The 16,341-nt window shown below is 66.9% G+C and carries 16 protein-coding genes; 9 read left to right on the forward strand and 7 right to left on the reverse strand.

Annotation, left to right across the window (positions count from 1 at the left end; genetic code table 11):
* Positions 1-2: 2 nt before the first annotated feature.
* The 4 genes from Q2K19_RS31445 to Q2K19_RS31460 are packed head-to-tail and all read right to left on the reverse strand — an operon-like array spanning position 3 to position 5,515.
* Positions 3-1,031, reverse strand: a complete 1,029-nt coding sequence (locus Q2K19_RS31445) for an ABC transporter permease (protein ID WP_302765935.1) — start codon at positions 1,029-1,031, stop codon at positions 3-5.
* A 35-nt stretch (positions 1,032-1,066) separates the two neighbouring features.
* On the reverse strand, positions 1,067-2,560 hold the full coding sequence (locus tag Q2K19_RS31450; RefSeq protein WP_302765937.1) for a sugar ABC transporter ATP-binding protein: 1,494 nt from the start codon (positions 2,558-2,560) through the stop codon (positions 1,067-1,069).
* A 55-nt stretch (positions 2,561-2,615) separates the two neighbouring features.
* Positions 2,616-3,632: a sugar ABC transporter substrate-binding protein gene (locus tag Q2K19_RS31455; RefSeq protein ID WP_302765938.1), complete on the reverse strand. Its 1,017-nt coding sequence runs from the start codon at positions 3,630-3,632 to the stop codon at positions 2,616-2,618.
* Positions 3,633-3,682: 50 nt separating this feature from the next.
* Entirely contained in the window at positions 3,683-5,515 is a 1,833-nt protein-coding gene (locus Q2K19_RS31460; RefSeq protein WP_302765939.1) for a N,N-dimethylformamidase beta subunit family domain-containing protein, read from the reverse strand.
* A 1,091-nt stretch (positions 5,516-6,606) separates the two neighbouring features.
* Here Q2K19_RS31460 and Q2K19_RS31465 point away from each other — a divergent pair.
* Positions 6,607-7,659, forward strand: a complete 1,053-nt coding sequence (locus tag Q2K19_RS31465) for a hypothetical protein (protein ID WP_302765941.1) — start codon at positions 6,607-6,609, stop codon at positions 7,657-7,659.
* A 444-nt stretch (positions 7,660-8,103) separates the two neighbouring features.
* Here Q2K19_RS31465 and Q2K19_RS31470 read toward each other — a convergent pair whose 3' ends face one another.
* Positions 8,104-8,676 carry an ImmA/IrrE family metallo-endopeptidase gene (locus tag Q2K19_RS31470; RefSeq protein ID WP_302765942.1) on the reverse strand — a complete coding sequence of 191 codons (573 nt, stop codon included), beginning with the start codon at positions 8,674-8,676 and terminating at the stop codon, positions 8,104-8,106.
* A gap of 21 nt (positions 8,677-8,697) precedes the next feature.
* Positions 8,698-9,168, reverse strand: coding sequence for a RodZ family helix-turn-helix domain-containing protein (locus Q2K19_RS31475; protein WP_302765943.1), 471 nt, complete (start codon positions 9,166-9,168; stop codon positions 8,698-8,700).
* A 246-nt stretch (positions 9,169-9,414) separates the two neighbouring features.
* On the opposite strand from Q2K19_RS31475, the gene Q2K19_RS31480 reads away from it, so the two are divergent.
* From Q2K19_RS31480 to Q2K19_RS31500, 5 genes are read left to right on the forward strand one after another with little or no spacing between them, the layout of a single operon-like run.
* Positions 9,415-10,326, forward strand: coding sequence for an AAA family ATPase (locus Q2K19_RS31480; protein WP_302765944.1), 912 nt, complete (start codon positions 9,415-9,417; stop codon positions 10,324-10,326).
* The gene (locus tag Q2K19_RS31485; protein ID WP_302765945.1) at positions 10,326-10,796 is read left to right on the forward strand and encodes a hypothetical protein; all 471 of its coding nucleotides are present in this window, start codon (positions 10,326-10,328) and stop codon (positions 10,794-10,796) included. Before Q2K19_RS31480 ends, Q2K19_RS31485 begins: the two co-directional genes overlap by 1 nt.
* Complete coding sequence (locus tag Q2K19_RS31490) at positions 10,793-11,314, forward strand: hypothetical protein (RefSeq protein ID WP_302765947.1); 522 nt, start codon at positions 10,793-10,795, stop codon at positions 11,312-11,314. The genes Q2K19_RS31485 and Q2K19_RS31490 overlap by 4 nt, the downstream gene beginning before the upstream one ends.
* On the forward strand, positions 11,311-12,207 hold the full coding sequence (locus tag Q2K19_RS31495; RefSeq protein WP_302765949.1) for a CBASS oligonucleotide cyclase: 897 nt from the start codon (positions 11,311-11,313) through the stop codon (positions 12,205-12,207). Before Q2K19_RS31490 ends, Q2K19_RS31495 begins: the two co-directional genes overlap by 4 nt.
* Before the next feature lie 23 nt (positions 12,208-12,230).
* Positions 12,231-13,142: an S-4TM family putative pore-forming effector gene (locus Q2K19_RS31500; protein ID WP_302765950.1), complete on the forward strand. Its 912-nt coding sequence runs from the start codon at positions 12,231-12,233 to the stop codon at positions 13,140-13,142.
* A 282-nt stretch (positions 13,143-13,424) separates the two neighbouring features.
* Here the strand turns inward: Q2K19_RS31500 and Q2K19_RS31505 are convergent, their stop codons facing one another.
* Positions 13,425-13,661, reverse strand: coding sequence for a hypothetical protein (locus tag Q2K19_RS31505; RefSeq protein ID WP_302765952.1), 237 nt, complete (start codon positions 13,659-13,661; stop codon positions 13,425-13,427).
* Between the two features lie 500 nt (positions 13,662-14,161).
* Here Q2K19_RS31505 and Q2K19_RS31510 point away from each other — a divergent pair, with 500 nt between their 5' ends.
* The 3 genes from Q2K19_RS31510 (at position 14,162) to Q2K19_RS31520 (ending at position 16,207) form a co-directional block, all read left to right on the forward strand.
* Entirely contained in the window at positions 14,162-15,004 is an 843-nt protein-coding gene (locus tag Q2K19_RS31510) for a helix-turn-helix domain-containing protein (RefSeq protein WP_302772858.1), read from the forward strand.
* Between the two features lie 43 nt (positions 15,005-15,047).
* Complete coding sequence (locus tag Q2K19_RS31515) at positions 15,048-15,827, forward strand: transposase family protein (RefSeq protein ID WP_302765922.1); 780 nt, start codon at positions 15,048-15,050, stop codon at positions 15,825-15,827.
* A gap of 185 nt (positions 15,828-16,012) precedes the next feature.
* A complete protein-coding gene (locus tag Q2K19_RS31520; protein ID WP_302765953.1) occupies positions 16,013-16,207 on the forward strand; it encodes a DUF397 domain-containing protein in 195 nt (64 codons plus the stop codon).
* Positions 16,208-16,341: the final 134 nt, after the last annotated feature.

Consider the following 16,341-nt stretch of genomic DNA (forward strand, 5'->3'; position numbering starts at 1 on the left):
GTTCAGCGTCGACGACCGATAGCTCGGATCAGCTGCGAATGCTGACTGAGCTCGTCCAGTCCAGCCCCGATGATGAGCGCGGCGCCGGTGGCCATCGCCTGAGCGTAGTAAGGAACATTCATCAGCGTCATACCATTGTTGAGCACTCCCAGGAACGCGACGCCGAGCAGGACGCCGAACATCGTCCCGCGACCGCCGCTGAAGGCGATCCCGCCGAGCAGCACGGCGGTCAGTACGTTGAGCTCGAACCCGACCCCGAGGGTGCCGGGCGGCGCGGAGTCGAGCTGGGCGGAGAGCAGGACCCCACCGATCCCCGCGGCGGCACCCGTGGCGGCGTACGCCACGAGCGGCAGCGCGCGGGTGGCCACACCGGACAGGAATGCGGCCTCCTTGTTGACGCCGATGGCGTACACGTACCGGCCGTACGGGGTGGCGTACAGCACGACGGCGCCAATGACGAAGACGACGGCCGCGATCCACACGGGCACCGGGATTCCGAGGTAGAGGCCCCGACCCAGCAAATTCATTCCCTTGCCGAAGTTCGCCGGCGGGTTGCTACGGAGAAACTGCGAGACACCCCGGTACAGCTGGAGCGTGCCCAGCGTGACGATGATCGGGCTGAGCCGGGTGAAAGAGACCAGCAGCCCATTGCCGAAACCGGCCAGCGCGCCGAGGGCGATGCCGATGAGCGCCGCCACCTGCCAGGCCATCCCGTGGTCGACGATCAGCAGGCCGGCGACCACTCCGGACAGGCCGATCACCGATCCGACGGACAGGTCGACGACGCCCATGATGACCAGCAGCGCCTGGGGAACGGCGACTACCAGCAGCACCGCGCCGGACAGCGCGATGTTCTTGAGGTTGCCTGCCGTCAGGAACAGGCTGTTCTGCACCGTGAAGAAGACGGTCAGGGCGATGAGCCCGATGAGCAGCGCCGAGCGCAGCGTCACCGCGATGGGATCGCGCTTGGCGCCGACCGCAGGCGCCGAAGCCGGTGCGGCGCTCGTCGTGGTGGAGGTCGTTGTGGTCATCGGATCAAGGCTCCAAACATCAAGGTGCGGGAAGCTCAGGTGGTGACGCCGGTGAACTGGTGCGCGTGGTCCAGCAGCGACTTCTCGGTGATCTGGTCGCCGGCGAGGTCGGCGATGATGCGCCCGCCGTCGATCACCAGCGCGCGGTCGGCCAGGGCCGCCACCTCGTCGGCGTCGGTCGAGGCGAAGACGACGGCCACTCCACGCTCGGTCAGCTCGCGGCAGACGTCGTAGATTTTTCTGCGGGCGCCGACGTCGACGCCCTGGGTCGGCTCGTCGAGCAGGAGCACCGAGAGCTCGTCGATGCGGGCGAGCCATCGGCCCAGGACCAGCTTCTGCTGGTTACCGCCGGAGAAGGCACCGCCGGCTCGGCGCGCGTCCGGCGGCTGAAGGTCCAGCGCCGCGGCAGTGCGCTGGAAGAGGCCACGCTCCCTGCGCGGACGCCGGAGCAGTCCGGCCGCCAGGCGGCCGAAGGACGGCAGGAGCAGGTTGTCGGAGGCTGATCGGGTGGCCCAAAGCGCCTGCCGCTGGCGGTCCGACGGAACGAGCGCGACGCCGGCGCGTTGCACGCGCGCCGGGGACGTCATCGCCATCCGCGCTCCGTTGACGGTCGCCCGGCCAGCGGTTGGGCAGAAGCGTCCGGACAGGGTCTCCAGCAGGGAGGTGCGCCCGCTGCCCAGGACGCCGTATAGCCCGAGGATCTCGCCCCGGCGGGCCTGCAGGGATACCGGACCGAACCGTGGACCGGCGAGCTGGTCGATGTCGAGCACCACGTCGCCGGCGGTGGCCGTGCGCGCGCGTGCCGCCTCGGCGGTGCCGCCGGAGATCGCGGCCACCAGCCGCTGCGGCTCCAGCGTCGCCACCTGCTCCTGCAGCGTCACCAGGCCGTCGCGCAGGACGGTCACCTTGTCGGCGATCCGGAACACCTCACCGAGCCGGTGCGTGGTGTAGATGATGCGGGCGCCACGCTGCTTCATCCGGGCCACCTCTGCGAACAGCCGCTGCGTCTCGCTCTCGGACAGCGACGCGGTCGGCTCGTCGAGCACCATCACCTTCACGTCGGTGCGGTGCCAAGCCTTGGCGATCTCGAGGAGTTGCTTGGTGCCGATGGGTAGGGTGCCCACCTTGGCGTCCAAGGGGACGTCGATGCCGAACTGGTCGAGCAGTTCGCGCGCGATCCGCCGCTGGCCGCGCCGGTTGATTACTGGCCCGCGCCGCAGCTCGTGCCCCAGGAAGAGGTTGTCGGTCACGGAGAGTACGTCGACCAGGCTGAGGTGCTGGTGGATCACGGCGATGCCGAGCTCGAAAGCGCGGGTGGGCGTCAGATCTTCGACCGGCGCGTCGTCGAGGTGGATCGAACCGGCCTCCGGATTGATCGCTCCGGCAACGCACTTGATCAACGTTGACTTGCCGGCGCCGTTCGGTCCGAGCAGTGCGTGCACTTCACCCGGGGCGACGTTCAGGTCGACTCCGCGCAGCACCCGGAAGCCACTGTAGGACTTCGTGATGCCGACCATCTGCAGGGTCATAGCTCTCCTCTGGGGTGGCCCGGCACGGACCGCGGGTCCGCGCCGGGCCGGCCGGTCAGCTGTAGTCGCTGAGGTAGTCCTTCAGCTGCGGGTTGTCGGCGGTCAGCGGGACGGGCGGCACGTTGACGCCCGTGTTCGCCTTGCCCTCGAGCAGGTCGGCGGCGACATCGGTCACGGCGAAGCCGATGTCACGGATGCGCACTGCGACGGAGACGCGGTAGATGCCGCCCTTCGCCACCGCTTGCAGGCCCTCCTTGGACCCGTCCTGGCCGCCGATGAAGATGTTCGGATCGTCGGCGGCCTTGCCGGCGTTGAGGAAGGCCTGTTGCGCGCCGATGGCGACGTCGTCGTCATACCCGAGAACCATGTTGAGGTCCGGGTGGGCCTGCAGCACCGTCCGCGTGATCTGCTCGCCGTCAGCCCGGGTGCCGGCCTTCTGGGCCGAGACGATCTCGATGTTCTTGGCGTCTCCGGGGAAGGTCGCCTTCAGTCCGTCGTCGCGCTGCGCGCCGACCGCGAGGTCGCGGTTGTTGAGCACGAGCACCTTGACCGGGCCGGTGTGCTTGGCCGCCCAGTCGGCGGCGGTATCGCCCAGCGCCTTGCCACTCTCCAGCCCGCTGAACAGGATGTTAGCGTCCTGGTTCTTCAGCGGAGTTGCGTAGGAGACGAAAACGGTGCAGTTGCCGCGTGCCTGCTTGGCCAGCGGCTCCATCGCTGCTGGCTCCAGTGGGTAGGAGACGATCGCCGGCAGCTGCTGGGTCACCCACGTCTGCATGTTCTGGTTCTGCTTCTGCAGATTCTCGTCGTCGGCGGTGTAGCGCAGCTCGTAGCCCCGCTCCTTGGCGCGCTGCTCAGCGAAGCGCTTCAGGTCGCCGTAGACCGCCAGCGACGTCAACGGGTAGTCGAACCCGATGACCTTGTCCTTCTTGCGTTCACAACTGCCCGATTTCGCGGCGCTGCCAGTGTCTTCCTTGACGCCGCCGCAGGCGGCCAGCGGCAGGGCGACGGCGACAGCGATGAACGCCGCGGATAACCGCCAGCCGGCGGCGCGACGCGTGGTGCGGTGAGACATTCGATCTCCTAGCACTGGTGGATCGGCGCGGACAAAGCGCCGGAGGCGGATCAGAACTTTTTGCTGTTCCGGTTACGGAAGTTGGTCAGGACGTTTTGCACGAGCCGGGACACGTTGTTGTCGAACCCATTCCAGGGCAGGCAGCCGGTGAAGCAGATGGACCCGACCGAGAAGACCGCACCACCGGCGGCGTGCTCGACGAGCACCATGTCGGAGCGCACTTCGGCACAGTCCGCGCCGCCGAGCCCGGGAGCGAGCATGAGGACGTCTTCCACGGCGAGCTGGTAGTAGTTGCTGTGCCGGCCGGAGGTGGCGAGGACCGCCGTGTTAGGCGGGCTGCCCAGCGCCGGATCGTAGCGGTCCAGTTCGTCGCCGCAGGCGCCGTTCATGATCAGTCCGAAGTCGCCTATCTCATGGTCATCGATGCCCTCGAACGCCCACGAGTACTCCGGCCGGTAAGACAGCTCGCTGCGGATGAACGGGGGTGCCTTCTCGTCCCAGCCCTGGCTGCACATGCCGACACCGACGAGCTTGTTCGGCGACCGGTCGCGCCAGCGCCACAGGCCACCGCGCTCCCCCGTCGAGCTGAGGTGGTGCTCGCCCGGGGCCGCCTCCCAGGTACGGATGCCGGCCGAGCGCCGCACCTCGAGGACCTCGGGACGGCGCGGGTCGGCCGAGGTGACCCAGTAGAAGCCGTTGCCGCCCAGGTACATCAGGCATCCGCCGGCGTCGACGTGCGCCTGTACCGCGTCGAGCATCGTCCCGCTGTAGTACTCGGGGTGCGAGCCGGTGACCACCACCTGATACCCGTCGAGGGCGGCCGCGCCGTCGGCGTCGATGTCGTGGTCGGTGAGCACGTCGTACTCGATGCCGGCGTGGTCGAAGAACGCCACCGTGTACAGGTCGGCGCCGAGGTGACGCGGGGCATTCTGCAGCCACATTCGGTAGTCCGGCCGCAGGTTCGGGATCGGGCGCAGGAAGCTGGAGTAGCAGACCCCGGAACCGTCGCTGTGGTGGTCGTACAGGCTGGAGCCGAACTCAGGGTGCTCGGCCAGTAGCCGATCGTGGAATCCCGGCACGATCGGGTGGTCGGTGATCCCTGCGGCCTCGTAGTCCAAGCGGTGCATGAGCCGTTCGTTCGCATAGGCGACATACGTGAACGTCGGCAGCACGAAGGCGACGTTCTTGCGTGTCGCGCCGACGGCCGGAAGCACCGCGAACGGGATGTGGTCGACGTCAGGTGACGGCAGCTCGGCTGGAACGGTGTCCACCGACCGCAACCGGATCGCGTACACCCCGCTCGGAAGGTCCGCGGGGAGGGTCACGGTGGCGTCGATCTCCCACCCGGCATCGATGAGGTCGTCGTCGTGGAAATGGATCGCACCGTACTGCTCGGGCGCCTGGCGGAAGTCGTCGACGTCGCCAGTCCAGTTGGACCCGGTCATCGCCCGGGCCGGTCCGTTGTGGAGCTCGCCGTGGTGACCATTGCCCGTGATGTCGACGGCGACGGCCAGGTCGGTCATGTCCTCGAACGCCCAGCGTGCGGCGACCGTACCGTCAACGCGAACCTGCGGAGCTTCGATCTTGCCGTTGTAGAGGCCGGCTGGGACGGGGGGCCCGGAGTGCGTCACCACGTCAAGCGCGGCTGCGACTACTTCGGAGGCCCGGTCCACAGACACGCCGGCGCCGGACTGCGGGGTCCCGTCGTGGTCGGCCGGAAGTGGATTCAGCGCGGTGACCGCGAGCTGACACCGGTCCGCCGTCACGGTGGCGGTCAGCCGGTACCAGCGGCGCTCCAGCAGCGGCCCGCTGGCGCGGACCACCACGCCGTCCGGCGTGGTCAACACCGGGGCGCCGGTCTCGTCGAGTGCCAGTGCGACCACGTGCCGACCCGACTCGTCGGTCAGCGACAGTACCCCCTGGACTCGGCCCGCCCGGGGGGTAGTCGGCCACACGGTTGCGTCGAGCCCGATTTCGCGTGCTCTGGTGACGGCTCCGGCGGCCCGCAGGTAGGAACCGGGATGAATTGGCTGCAGGCGTCCAGGGACCCGCTGGGCGGTGACCGCCGGGACGTCGTCCGTGCGGAACCCGGGCCCGGCGGGGTTGACGTCGCCGTGACGCAGTCGGACCAGGTCGAGGGTCACCCAGTCGGCATCGGTGCTGACTCGTACGTCGACTGCATCCCCAGGCCGGCAGCTGAGGCGGTTGAGATAGCCCGTCAGGAGCACGTCTACATCACCGAACCATTCCTGGAGTCATGCCTGTTCTTCCACACTTCGCGAGGAGGAACGGGCGTAGCGATGGCGTGAAACTAGCAGCATGTGGGTTCCACCACAAGAGTCACGGATTTTTGCCCGTTTTCCCTCCGGCTGAGGATTCCTCGTGGCTGTCCGACTTGGCTCCGAGCTACTCCGCCAACGTCCGCCGCCTGCGGGCCACAGGCAGGAACGACAGGCACCAATCGGGTCATAACGGCCCGAGCCGACGGCTCTCACACCGTGATCGCGAGGCAGATGTTCCCCGTGAGCCAGCCGCGCTCGCCTCGGAGCCACCACTGTGGGTCAGTAATGGGAGCGGACTGGGAGCACCCGGCGGTGTGAACCGGACTGAACTGCTCTAGACGGACGGGGGCCGCTAGCTCTGCGAGCTCTGGTAGCGGGCTGCCGGTTCAGCAGCTGCCTGGCCCGACCGGGCTGCCATAAGAGACATTACGGTCACAGCTTCACGGATCATGACGTGCGCTTGACACTACAGCGACAACCCTCTTGTTGGACGGCGGCATCGCTGGACGGGTCGGCAACGACCAGTGATCATGTGGCGCACTCCCCGTATCATCCCGGCCATGGTCGACGGAGGGTACGACGACGGCGCACGGCGGGGGCGGGAGCCTCGGGCACGGGTCGATCGCAACGTGCGCGAGCACCTGCGGGCGTGGCGACTGCGTCAAGCTGGAACCTGGTCGGGGGCGTGGGTCGTGCTCAGCACTCTCCTGCTGCTGGGAGGGATTCTCGGCTTCCTCGTTCCCAAGAAGCTGGAGATTGCTGACCAGTACGCAAGCGTCTTCGCCATGATTATTGGCGTACTAAGCCTGGCGGTTAGTGTTCACCAGGTTATCTCGGCGCGGCGCACCCGAGACAGGCAGAGCGACGGGGGGATCAGCACACCTCCGCCACTAAAGGTCCGCAAATTCGGCCTCGTCATGACAGGGGTTATAGGAGGGACGGCAGCAACATGTGGTGTTGGCGGCTTCCTTTCGAGCGGGCCAAGTGGCCCGCCGTCGGAGCCGGCACTGTTAGTTACAGCGACTCCGCTCATAAGGCCTGCGGCGTGTGGCACGGGCGTCAGACCAGATCGCACCGGCCCTGGCGACCCGTCCTCGACGCCGCCACTGCCGGCCACTTTCCAGCCAGGTCACGCGGATAACCAGACCACCACCTCGAAAGAGGAGGTCGAAAGACGTTTCATCGCCTGGGTTGGACTACTGGATGCCGTTCCTGTTGGGTCGGCGACTGTGGCGTTGAGCTTGTTTACCAGTGATGAACAGCCGGTCCAAATCGGAACGGTCAGGGCCGTGGCGATCACTAAGAGGCCTGCAGCAAGGAATGGTAGGACACTCAAGATGGACTGTATGACGAATGATGCCGTGCCATCGGATGGAGACCCACTGACGGTTGATCTCGCCAGCCCGGATCCTGTCGTCAAGGGCTTCAATAACCGCCTGATCCCTCCCACAGGAAGTGGGTCCTTGGTCGATGTAGTGGCGTCAACCGCTAGCGACCTAGACATCGAATGGATGTTCGAGGTCGAGTGGAGGACAATCGGCGGAAGTTGGCGGGTGAGCCGCTCTCAAGAACTCAAGCTGGGGGCACAGCAGCAGCTGAAGAGTGCCGATGGACTGCCGAGGGAAGGCCAGTTGCGAGGCAACCAGCGGCTTGCCCAACGTTCCGACCTTGAGCGGTCTCGGCTCCGCCTGAAGATTGCTCTGGCACACATACTGACAATTATTGGTCCACGAGCATCCCGGTAGCGGACACCCAGGTCGAACGCACAGCGCATCCGGTCGCCTAGCGCAGCGACGACCAGACGACCATGCGCGGATGCTCGGCGTGCAGGATCTCGGCGATTGCCCGTCTTCGAATAGTCGCAGCCAGGGACGCGCCGGGTCGCGAGCGGGCTCGGTGAGCGCCTCGAAGACGATGGCCGGTGGGGGTGGTTGGCCGCGCGTGCGGACGCCGCCTGCGCCGGCGAACCGGATGTGACACCACCCGAAAGATGTTCCCGCAGCTCAGGAACTTGTCGTAGTGGCCCCGGCTGTTCGTAGGCGATCGGCATGACAACCACGCCGTCCACACCTCTGCCCGGACCTACGTAGAGGGTCTTTGGCCAACGGGAACCAGGGCCTCCCTCCCAATAAAAGGCCGGATTCGGCAGGAAGCGGTGGCGCTGCGCCTGCGGTGTTCCGCCCCAGGAGCTACGAGCGTGCGTTTCGCCCGGCGCGGGAACGTTGGACCTGTAGGAGCACGCCGCTGGCATTCAGGCGGTATCTGGCCATGGGCACGCTGACGTGGTGTTTTTCCGCGATCAGGTCGGGGGTTGAGGCAGCGTACGCCTCCCGGAGCAACAGCGGCCTGGGCAGAAGCAGGCAGCCGGCGAGCCAGTTCGCCTCTTCTTCCTGTTCGGGGTTGCAGGTGAAGAAGGTGTGGCCGGCGAGTTGCTGGATCTCTCGGATTTCATGGTTAAGAAGGACGTGGGCGATCTCGTGCGCGATGTCGCTGTTGGTCCGCCCGATCTCGCTAAGCGGGTTGCAGACGATGGCGGTCCGGCCGCCTGGCAGGTGGAAGGTCGCCGCTGAGAACACGCCCGGTTGCAGCTCGTCGAGTTCTTCAAGTTCTGCGCGGTCGACGAGTTGGTCGGCGGGATGGATCTCGATGTCGAGGTGCGCGGCGAGGTTTCGGATCGGCATGTGGGCATGCGGTTGGAGCCCGAGTTCGGCTCGGGTGCGGTCGGCAAGTCGTTCGGCCTCGGTCTTGAAGCCTCGTCGCATCGGGGTCTCTGCCTCGTCCGCTTAGTGTTCTGCTCGCGGCATGGACTCCAGCTTCTGCTGCATCTGTTCAAGCAGGCTGGAGAGCTTGCGCGAGGCTTCTGGCTTGAACGTTGCTGAGGCGCGAAGGTGCACGCGTATCGGCCGTTGGATGCTGGCGAGGCTGGTGTACAGCTCGCGGACAAGCCCGGCGATCTTCTCGGCGGCCGCGTCGGTCAGGTTCGGGTCGCGGGCGAGATGGTGGGCGATGACCTCGGGGGTGTTCTCGGTCCTGATCCGGGGCGGCTGGAAGAACCGCTCGGGCGGCAGGCCGAGCCAGTGCACGATGCGCCGGAAGTTCGCGAGATCGGGAAGGTCACCCTTCTCGACTCGCGCCAGCGTGTTGAACGGCACTTCGGCCTGTTCGGCCGCTGCGCGGAGGCTGAGCCGCCCGCGCTTGAGGCGCTCGGCGCGCACAAGCCGCCCCAACAGCTCGATGTCGATCGGGTCGCTCACCTACACCTCCATCACCGATACCGGACTGACCGTTGAGATTAAAAATATCCCTACCGCCAGTTGGACCATCGCCGAGGGCGACACGACACGACGTGGGCCCCCTCCGCCAGCTTGTACCTTGATCGGTACATGTCGTAGAGTCCTCAACGTCAAGAGTAGCTCGGCGTCTACTTGTCGGGCTGGGTTCGTGCGCGAGCCGACGCGGGAGGGGCGTCAGCTGGCGCTCGTGATGGTTTGGGGGGAACTATGACGCGCGGTCTTCGCGGGTCTGAAGTCCGGCGGCTGCCGGATGATGCGGCACCGGGGGTGGCCGATGCGCGGTTGTTGCCGAACGATGAGTTCGCTGCCGCGTGGTCGGCGATCGTGTTGCCGGACGGGATGAAGCAGCGGTTGCTGCGGACGGCGGTCGCCGAAGCGCATCTGCGCGCGGCGGTGCCGTTCGACGCGCTGCCGTTGCACGGGGTCGTTCTGCTCACGGGCAAGCCCGGCGTCGGCAAGACCACCGTCGCGCGGGGTCTGGCGGACCGGGTGGCCCGTACCGTACCGAGCGCTGCCGGGTGGTTGTTCGTGGAGGTCGATCCGCACAGCCTGGCCAGTTCGTCGTTGGGGCGCAGCCAGCGCGCGGTGGAGCAGTTGTTCGGGACCCTGCTGAATGAGCATGCCGCCGCGGGTCCGATGGTCGTGTTGCTCGATGAGGTGGAGACGCTGTTCACCGACCGGGCGGCGCTGTCGATGGAGGCCAACCCGGTTGACGTGCATCGGGCGGTGGATGCGGCCCTTGTCGGGCTCGACCGGCTCGCGCGTCGCCACCCGCAGATGCTGATCGTGGCGACGACCAACTTCAGTGACGCGCTCGATCCGGCGTTAGCCTCGCGCGCGGATTGGATCGTCGAGGTGCCGCTGCCGGACCGCGCCGCGCGTCGTCAGATCCTCGAGCACGCCGCTGCGGCGGTCGCCGCCGCCTTCCCCGGAGCGCGTCAGCTGCTGGAACCCCCGCTGCTGGACGCGGCGGCCGAGGAGTCCGACGGTCTGGATGGGCGCCGGCTGCGCAAAGCCGTCGCTGCCGCCTGCGCGTACCGACAGGAGGCGCAGGGCAATCCCGACCGGGTCACCGGTCAAGATCTCCTGGCGGTGCTGCGCGAGGAAGGCGGCCACTGATGAGCGTCGCATCACGGCAGGTGCCGTCCGTGCCCGTCCGCACCTCGGTCGCGACCTGGAACTCGATCATCGACCTGCTCACTCCACCGGGTGCCAGCGCTCGCGCTGACTTGACGGCGGTCACGAGCACGGTCGCCATGCTGATCGCCGAGGAGTACACCGGCGAGGCTCCCATCGTGGTCATGCCGGTGGCGGGAGATCGGGTGCGGATCTACACGCTGCACGGCGCGGCCGCAGTCGAGGGCGAGGAGCCGGCGGCTCTGGCGACCTGGCCGTTGGCCGAGTCCGGCTGGCGGATCTCGCTGCCGTGCGGCGTGACCGACCTGGACGAGGTGCGTAGCGCGTTGCAGCCCTATCCGCATTTCGAGGTCCGGGATGTCACCGAGGGCATCGCCACGGCCAGTGCGATGCCGCAGCAGGGCGTCAGCGATCGTGTCGTGATCGACTACGCGGAACTGGAGCGATCGTGACCACTGCCGTCCGCGTCAACACCCACGCTCACGCGACCACCCACGTCGCGACGAACATGCTGCGCGGGATGAAGCAGATCATCCGGGAGAGCGGCCTGAGCACCAGCAAGATCACGGGCGAGTGGGCGGTGCTGGAGGCGGGCATCGCCGCGTGGCTCAACTCCGGGCATCTCAAGGGCCTGGTGCTGGAGATCTACGACCCGGGCAAGCGCGCTGGCGACGGTCTGGTGGGACGTTTCGACTTCACCATCGACTACAGCTATTACGGCGACGGTGACGGCGAGTTGTGGCTGGACCCGGATACGGTCTCCTACACGGTGCTCAAGAACGGCTCGTACCCGTCGCGCTGCAACTACCGGCTGATCGCCGACACCGCCCCCGGCTACCCGTCGGTGGACGGCTGGTCCACCACCACGTTCCGCTCGACCGCCGGGTTTACTCGGCACTCCGTCGGCACCGCCATCGGCGGCGGCAGCCTCGGCGCTGGCCTGCACTACTACACCAGGAGCAACGGATGATCAGCGTCAACGAGGCGTTCTACAAGTTCCGCACCAACCTGGAGACCACCGCCACCGAGGACGCGTCCGCGAGTGCCCGGCAGAAGCGAATCCGGGAGCAGCTCGACGCCGACCACACCCTCGACATCGTCAGGGACTTCCTCACCGGCGCCTACCGGCGGCACACGAAGACCAAACCGCTGCGCGACGTCGACATCATGATCGTGCTGGGTAACACCGAGTACCTCGACCGGCACCCGCACGACATCCTCGAAGTCGTACGGGCTGCCCTGGTCCCCTACTACGGCGAAGACCGCGTCTGCTGCGACCGACGCGCCGTCCGGGTGGACTTCGGGATCCGCATCGTCGACGACGTCAGTGACGCCGAGGAGGTCGTGTCCTTCGACGTCGTACCCGCCTTCGTCAACGACGACCACTACCTGATCCCCGACGACGTCACCGGCGAGTGGGTACACACCAACCCCGAACTGCACTACGACGCGGCACGGGAGGCCAACAAGGGCTTCGCGGAGCAGTGGAAACCACTGGTCAAGATGATCAAAAAGTGGAACCAGGTCGCCGGGCACCCGGTCGAGCCGTCCTTCCTCATCGAGGTGATGGCTCTGGAACTGATCACCGGCCGGTGGACCGGCAGCCACCCCCGAGAGCTACGACAGTTCTTCGCCAGCGCCGCCAACCGCATCGATGAGGGCTGGACGGACCCCGCCCACATCGGACCCGACGTCTCCGATGTGGTGGACAACGACCCGGCGAAGATGGACGCCGCCCGCAAGGCGCTCCGCGCGGCCGAGGCCGCCTGCACCAACGCGATCAACCTCGACCGAACCGGACGCACCGGCGAAGCCCTGACCGCGTGGCGCGCCCTGTTCGGCCCGCTGTTCCCGCTCTCGTGACGAGCACACCCACGGACCGGCCCGTGCCCGAAGGAGACTCGGCCCGCATCACCCAGCGCCAGGACGAACCACAGCACCTCAACCGGCTACTCGCCTACAGCCACGACTACCAGATCGCCCACCGCTGGCGGCGCGCCCGCGCCCTCGGCACGTTCGCTCTCGCCGCGGTCGGACCGTTCATCTCCTTGTTCATCCCGGCCACCACGGACCTGGTCGCCGCCATCAGCGCCGGATGGCTCGTCCTCGGCCGCACCCTGCTAACCGGGATGGAACAACGAGCCACCCAGCACGCCGCCCGAGTCCAGGAACTCTACGACACCGACCTCTTCCATCTACCGTGGAACACCGCCCTCGCCGGCCGCAAACCTGCCCCCGAAGACGTGGCCGCCTCCGCCCGCCACGTCTCCGACGACAGCAAATACCGCAACTGGTACAGCGTCGACCTCGGCACCACACCCTGGCCGGCCGACGTACTGCTCTGCCAACGCCAAAGCATGGTGTGGAGCCGCCAGGAACACCGCGCCTACAGCGCCACTATCCTGACCACCGGCGTTATCTGGTTCATCATCGGACTCGTCATCGCGCTGGTGCGAGACCTGAGCCTCGCCGACTATCTGATCAAGATCTTTCTCCCCAGCGCTCCGGCGTTCCTCGACACCATCGAACTCGCCCGACAGCACTGGCAACACGCCAACGCACGGCAACAAGCCGAGCACAAGATTGACGACCTCTGGCACGCATACACCACCCAGCCCGGTACGCTCGCGATCAGCAACTGCCGAGAGGTCCAGGACGCTGCCTTCCTCCTTCGCCGCGACGGACCCCGCGTACCGAACCTGTTCTACAAACTCCGCAGAGCGAGTTCAGAAGCCAATACGAAAGCTGGGACCGCAGCCCTGTTGGCCGGGAACAATCGTATGGATGCGCCTAACTGATTGAGGAGCGGTGCCAGCTAAATCAGGTGCCCGCCAAGCACCGTTGAGCCTTCCGCCGGCATCAGTGCAGTACCAGGCGCCGCGACCAGAGACTGCATGAACGGAAGAGTTGAACCCACCCCCAACCGTAGCCTCGGCCGTCACCGCGCGTGCGCGTCCGCGCTCGCCGGGTATGTGCGTTTCCCCAGGTCGCGGAGAGTGGTCGAACCTAGTTCGCGGACTATGGTGTTTCCTTCGACCTCAAGCCCTGGTCGTTCCCTCACCCGCTGTCGCCCTAGGACGTCACTGCTTCACCGGCGCTCGGATTTCACCGGATTGCAGTCCGGCCTGCTGCACGAAGATGGTCCGTCGAGCGGTGGCATCGCCCTTGTTGTTGAGTTGGTAGCCCTCGAGCCAGAGCCACCCGTCGTACGTCCGCCAGCCGAGCACCCGGATCACCCTGAAGACGATCGGGTTGGTGAACTGCACGCTGGCCGACCGGGTCACGTAGAGAAGATCACCGGAGCGGGGTGCGGTCACCGCACCCACCCGAGGAACCGGCGATGGAGAAGCCCGGCCGGCGCCCAACCCATGTCCTGGCTCGCGGCCACCAGGCACGACCCCATGTATAGCGCTAGGGATATGGGCGCTTCTTCGTACTCGGCCTGCAGCTCCTGCCTCCGAGTGCGGCACGGCCAAGGGGCACCGCACCCGCCGCAACTCCAAATAGGCAGAACAGGCGCGTGAGATGTCATCCCGCCTCCCCTGGCCAATGCCAGCGGCTGATGGGGATGCGGTGTCTCGATCGGCACGGCAGCTCGCCCCCGCAGCGACAAATCCTCCGGGCTCTCCTCCATGACGACACCGGCCGATGTCGACGCGCCAAGGTCAGGGCCACTGCGATCAAATACTGGTCGTAGGAGACCTTCCTGCCCACCGAGACCCCTCTCGCATATGGGGGCATGGCAGCCGGGCCACGCTCGGTCATCCGACCACCACGCCCGGCAAACACGTTGCCACGCATGACAGCGATCCGCAATATGCGGATTGCCGTCGTGCGTTCCGCGTGTCTGCGAACGGAAGTCAGGTGTCCCGCATGGCAAGATGACCACGTGCCTCAACGCCAAAGCCCTACCGTCAGACGCCGACGACTGGCGCTGACCCTGCGGCAGCTCCGTGACAGGGCTGGCATCACCTCGGCCGAAGCAGCCAGGCGGGTGGACCACGATGCGAGCTGGCTCAGTCGTATCGAGACGGCAGAGGTACGGCCCCATCCCAACGACGTGCGGGCGCTACTGGCTCTGTACGGGGTGGAAGGTGACCAAGCGGAAGCCGTTATCGCGGTAGCGCGCCAGGCGAAGCAGCGCGGTTGGTGGCAGCGGTATAGCGACGTCTTGCCGGACTGGTTCGCCGCCTACGTCGGCATGGAGTCCGAGGCGTCGGTCATCCGCACCTACGAATGCCAGATGGTGCCCGGTCTGCTGCAGACCGAGGAGTACGCACGGGCCGCGTTCGAAGGCGCGCCGGTCCCGATGCGCGACGACGAGGTAGAGCGCCAAGTCGCGCTGCGGATGGAGCGGCAGGCCATCCTGTCAGGTGACGATCCGCCGCTGCTGCGCGTGGTCATCGACGAGGGAGCAGCCCGGCGGATGGTCGGCGGACCCGAGGTGCTGCACAGGCAACTCAACCGGTTGATCGAGGACTCGACCAAGAGCAACGTCCAGATCCAGCTCCTTCCCTACTCCGCCGGCGTCGGCTTCGACGGGAGCTTCGTGATCCTCGACTTCCCGCCGATTCCCGAGCCCTACCCCGACGCCGCCGAGGAGCGGATGGTCTACGTCGACACGCTGACCGGCGCGCTGTACCTAAGGGACGTCTCGTAACCCCGATGTCTGTCTGTTGAGGACGATCATCGATGATGCCTGGGTGCAGGTGATCTCCGCAGCGCGCGCCGAGTGGATCTTCCCGTTCACCGGGCTGCAGCCGGCTCAGTTCCGCAGGCTGGTCCGCCTGGTCGCCGAGCGAGGCGGGGACACGATCGCTGACGGTCGGCCGGGCCGGCAGTGGGCCCTCGACCTGCCGGACCGCGTGCTGTTGGTGGCCGTGTACTGGCGCACGAACCTGACCATGCGCCAGATCGGCCCGCTGTTCGGGGTCTCGCACTCCGCCGCGCACCGGGTCATCGACTCCCTCGGCCCGCTGCTGGCCCTCGCCCCCGTGCGTCGGCGTCCGGTCGACCAGATCGCCATCGTCGACGGCAGCCTGATCCCCACCCGGGACCACCGCCTTGCCGCCCGGAGCAAGAACTACCGCTACTCGACCAACCTGCAGGTCGCCATCGACGCCAGCACACGTCTCGTCATCGCCGTAGGCGACCCGCAGCCGGGAAACCGCAACGACACCATCGTCTACCGCACCTCAGGCATCGACCAGAAGCTCGCGGGCCGGCCTGTGATGGCCGACGGCGCCTACCGCGGCAACCCGGAAGTGATCATCCCGTACCGCAAGCCCTCCGACGGCAGCGAACTGCCGGCCTGGAAGGAAGAGCTCAACACCCAGCACCGCACCGTCCGCGCCGGGGTCGAACACGCCCTGGCCAGGATGAAGTGCTGGAACATCCTGCGGGACTACCGCCGAGCCGCCCACACCTTGATCGATACCGCTTCCGGCATCGCCCGTCTCCACAACATCGTCCTCGCCGGGTGAGCGCCAACCCGGTCACGGGCAACGCCTTCACCGAGTTACGAGACGTCCCTTAGACCGGCCGTCGGAAATCGCGGCATACGCCGCAGCGCATGAGCAACTCCAAGCCCAGGCACTGGCGCCGAAGCCCACGCGAGATACGCTGCGTGCGATTGCTGCTGAGCTAGTTACGTAGGAGGACGGAAGCCATGGACCTGTCTCGCGCTGTCTGGCGCACGAGCACCAGGTCCGGCTCAAGCGGCAACTGCGTCGAGGTCGCCGCGCCTGCAAAGCTCGTCATGGTCCGCGACAGCAAGCAACGGCAGGGACCTACGCTGTCCTTTTCGCACAACGATTGGACAACCTTCATCCAGAGCATTAAGGCCGGCAGCTTCGACGTGTAGTTCTCTGCGCAGAGGCCGACGCCGGAGAAGACGAGGCTTGGCTACGGGGCCGCCCACCTCGACGTGGCGTGGTTGCGGTAGGCCATCCCGCCTGCCCTCAACCAGGGCAGGCCGAGCAGACTACCGCCGCCTAA

The organism is Micromonospora sp. NBRC 110009 (assembly GCF_030518795.1).
Classification (GTDB): domain Bacteria; phylum Actinomycetota; class Actinomycetes; order Mycobacteriales; family Micromonosporaceae; genus Micromonospora.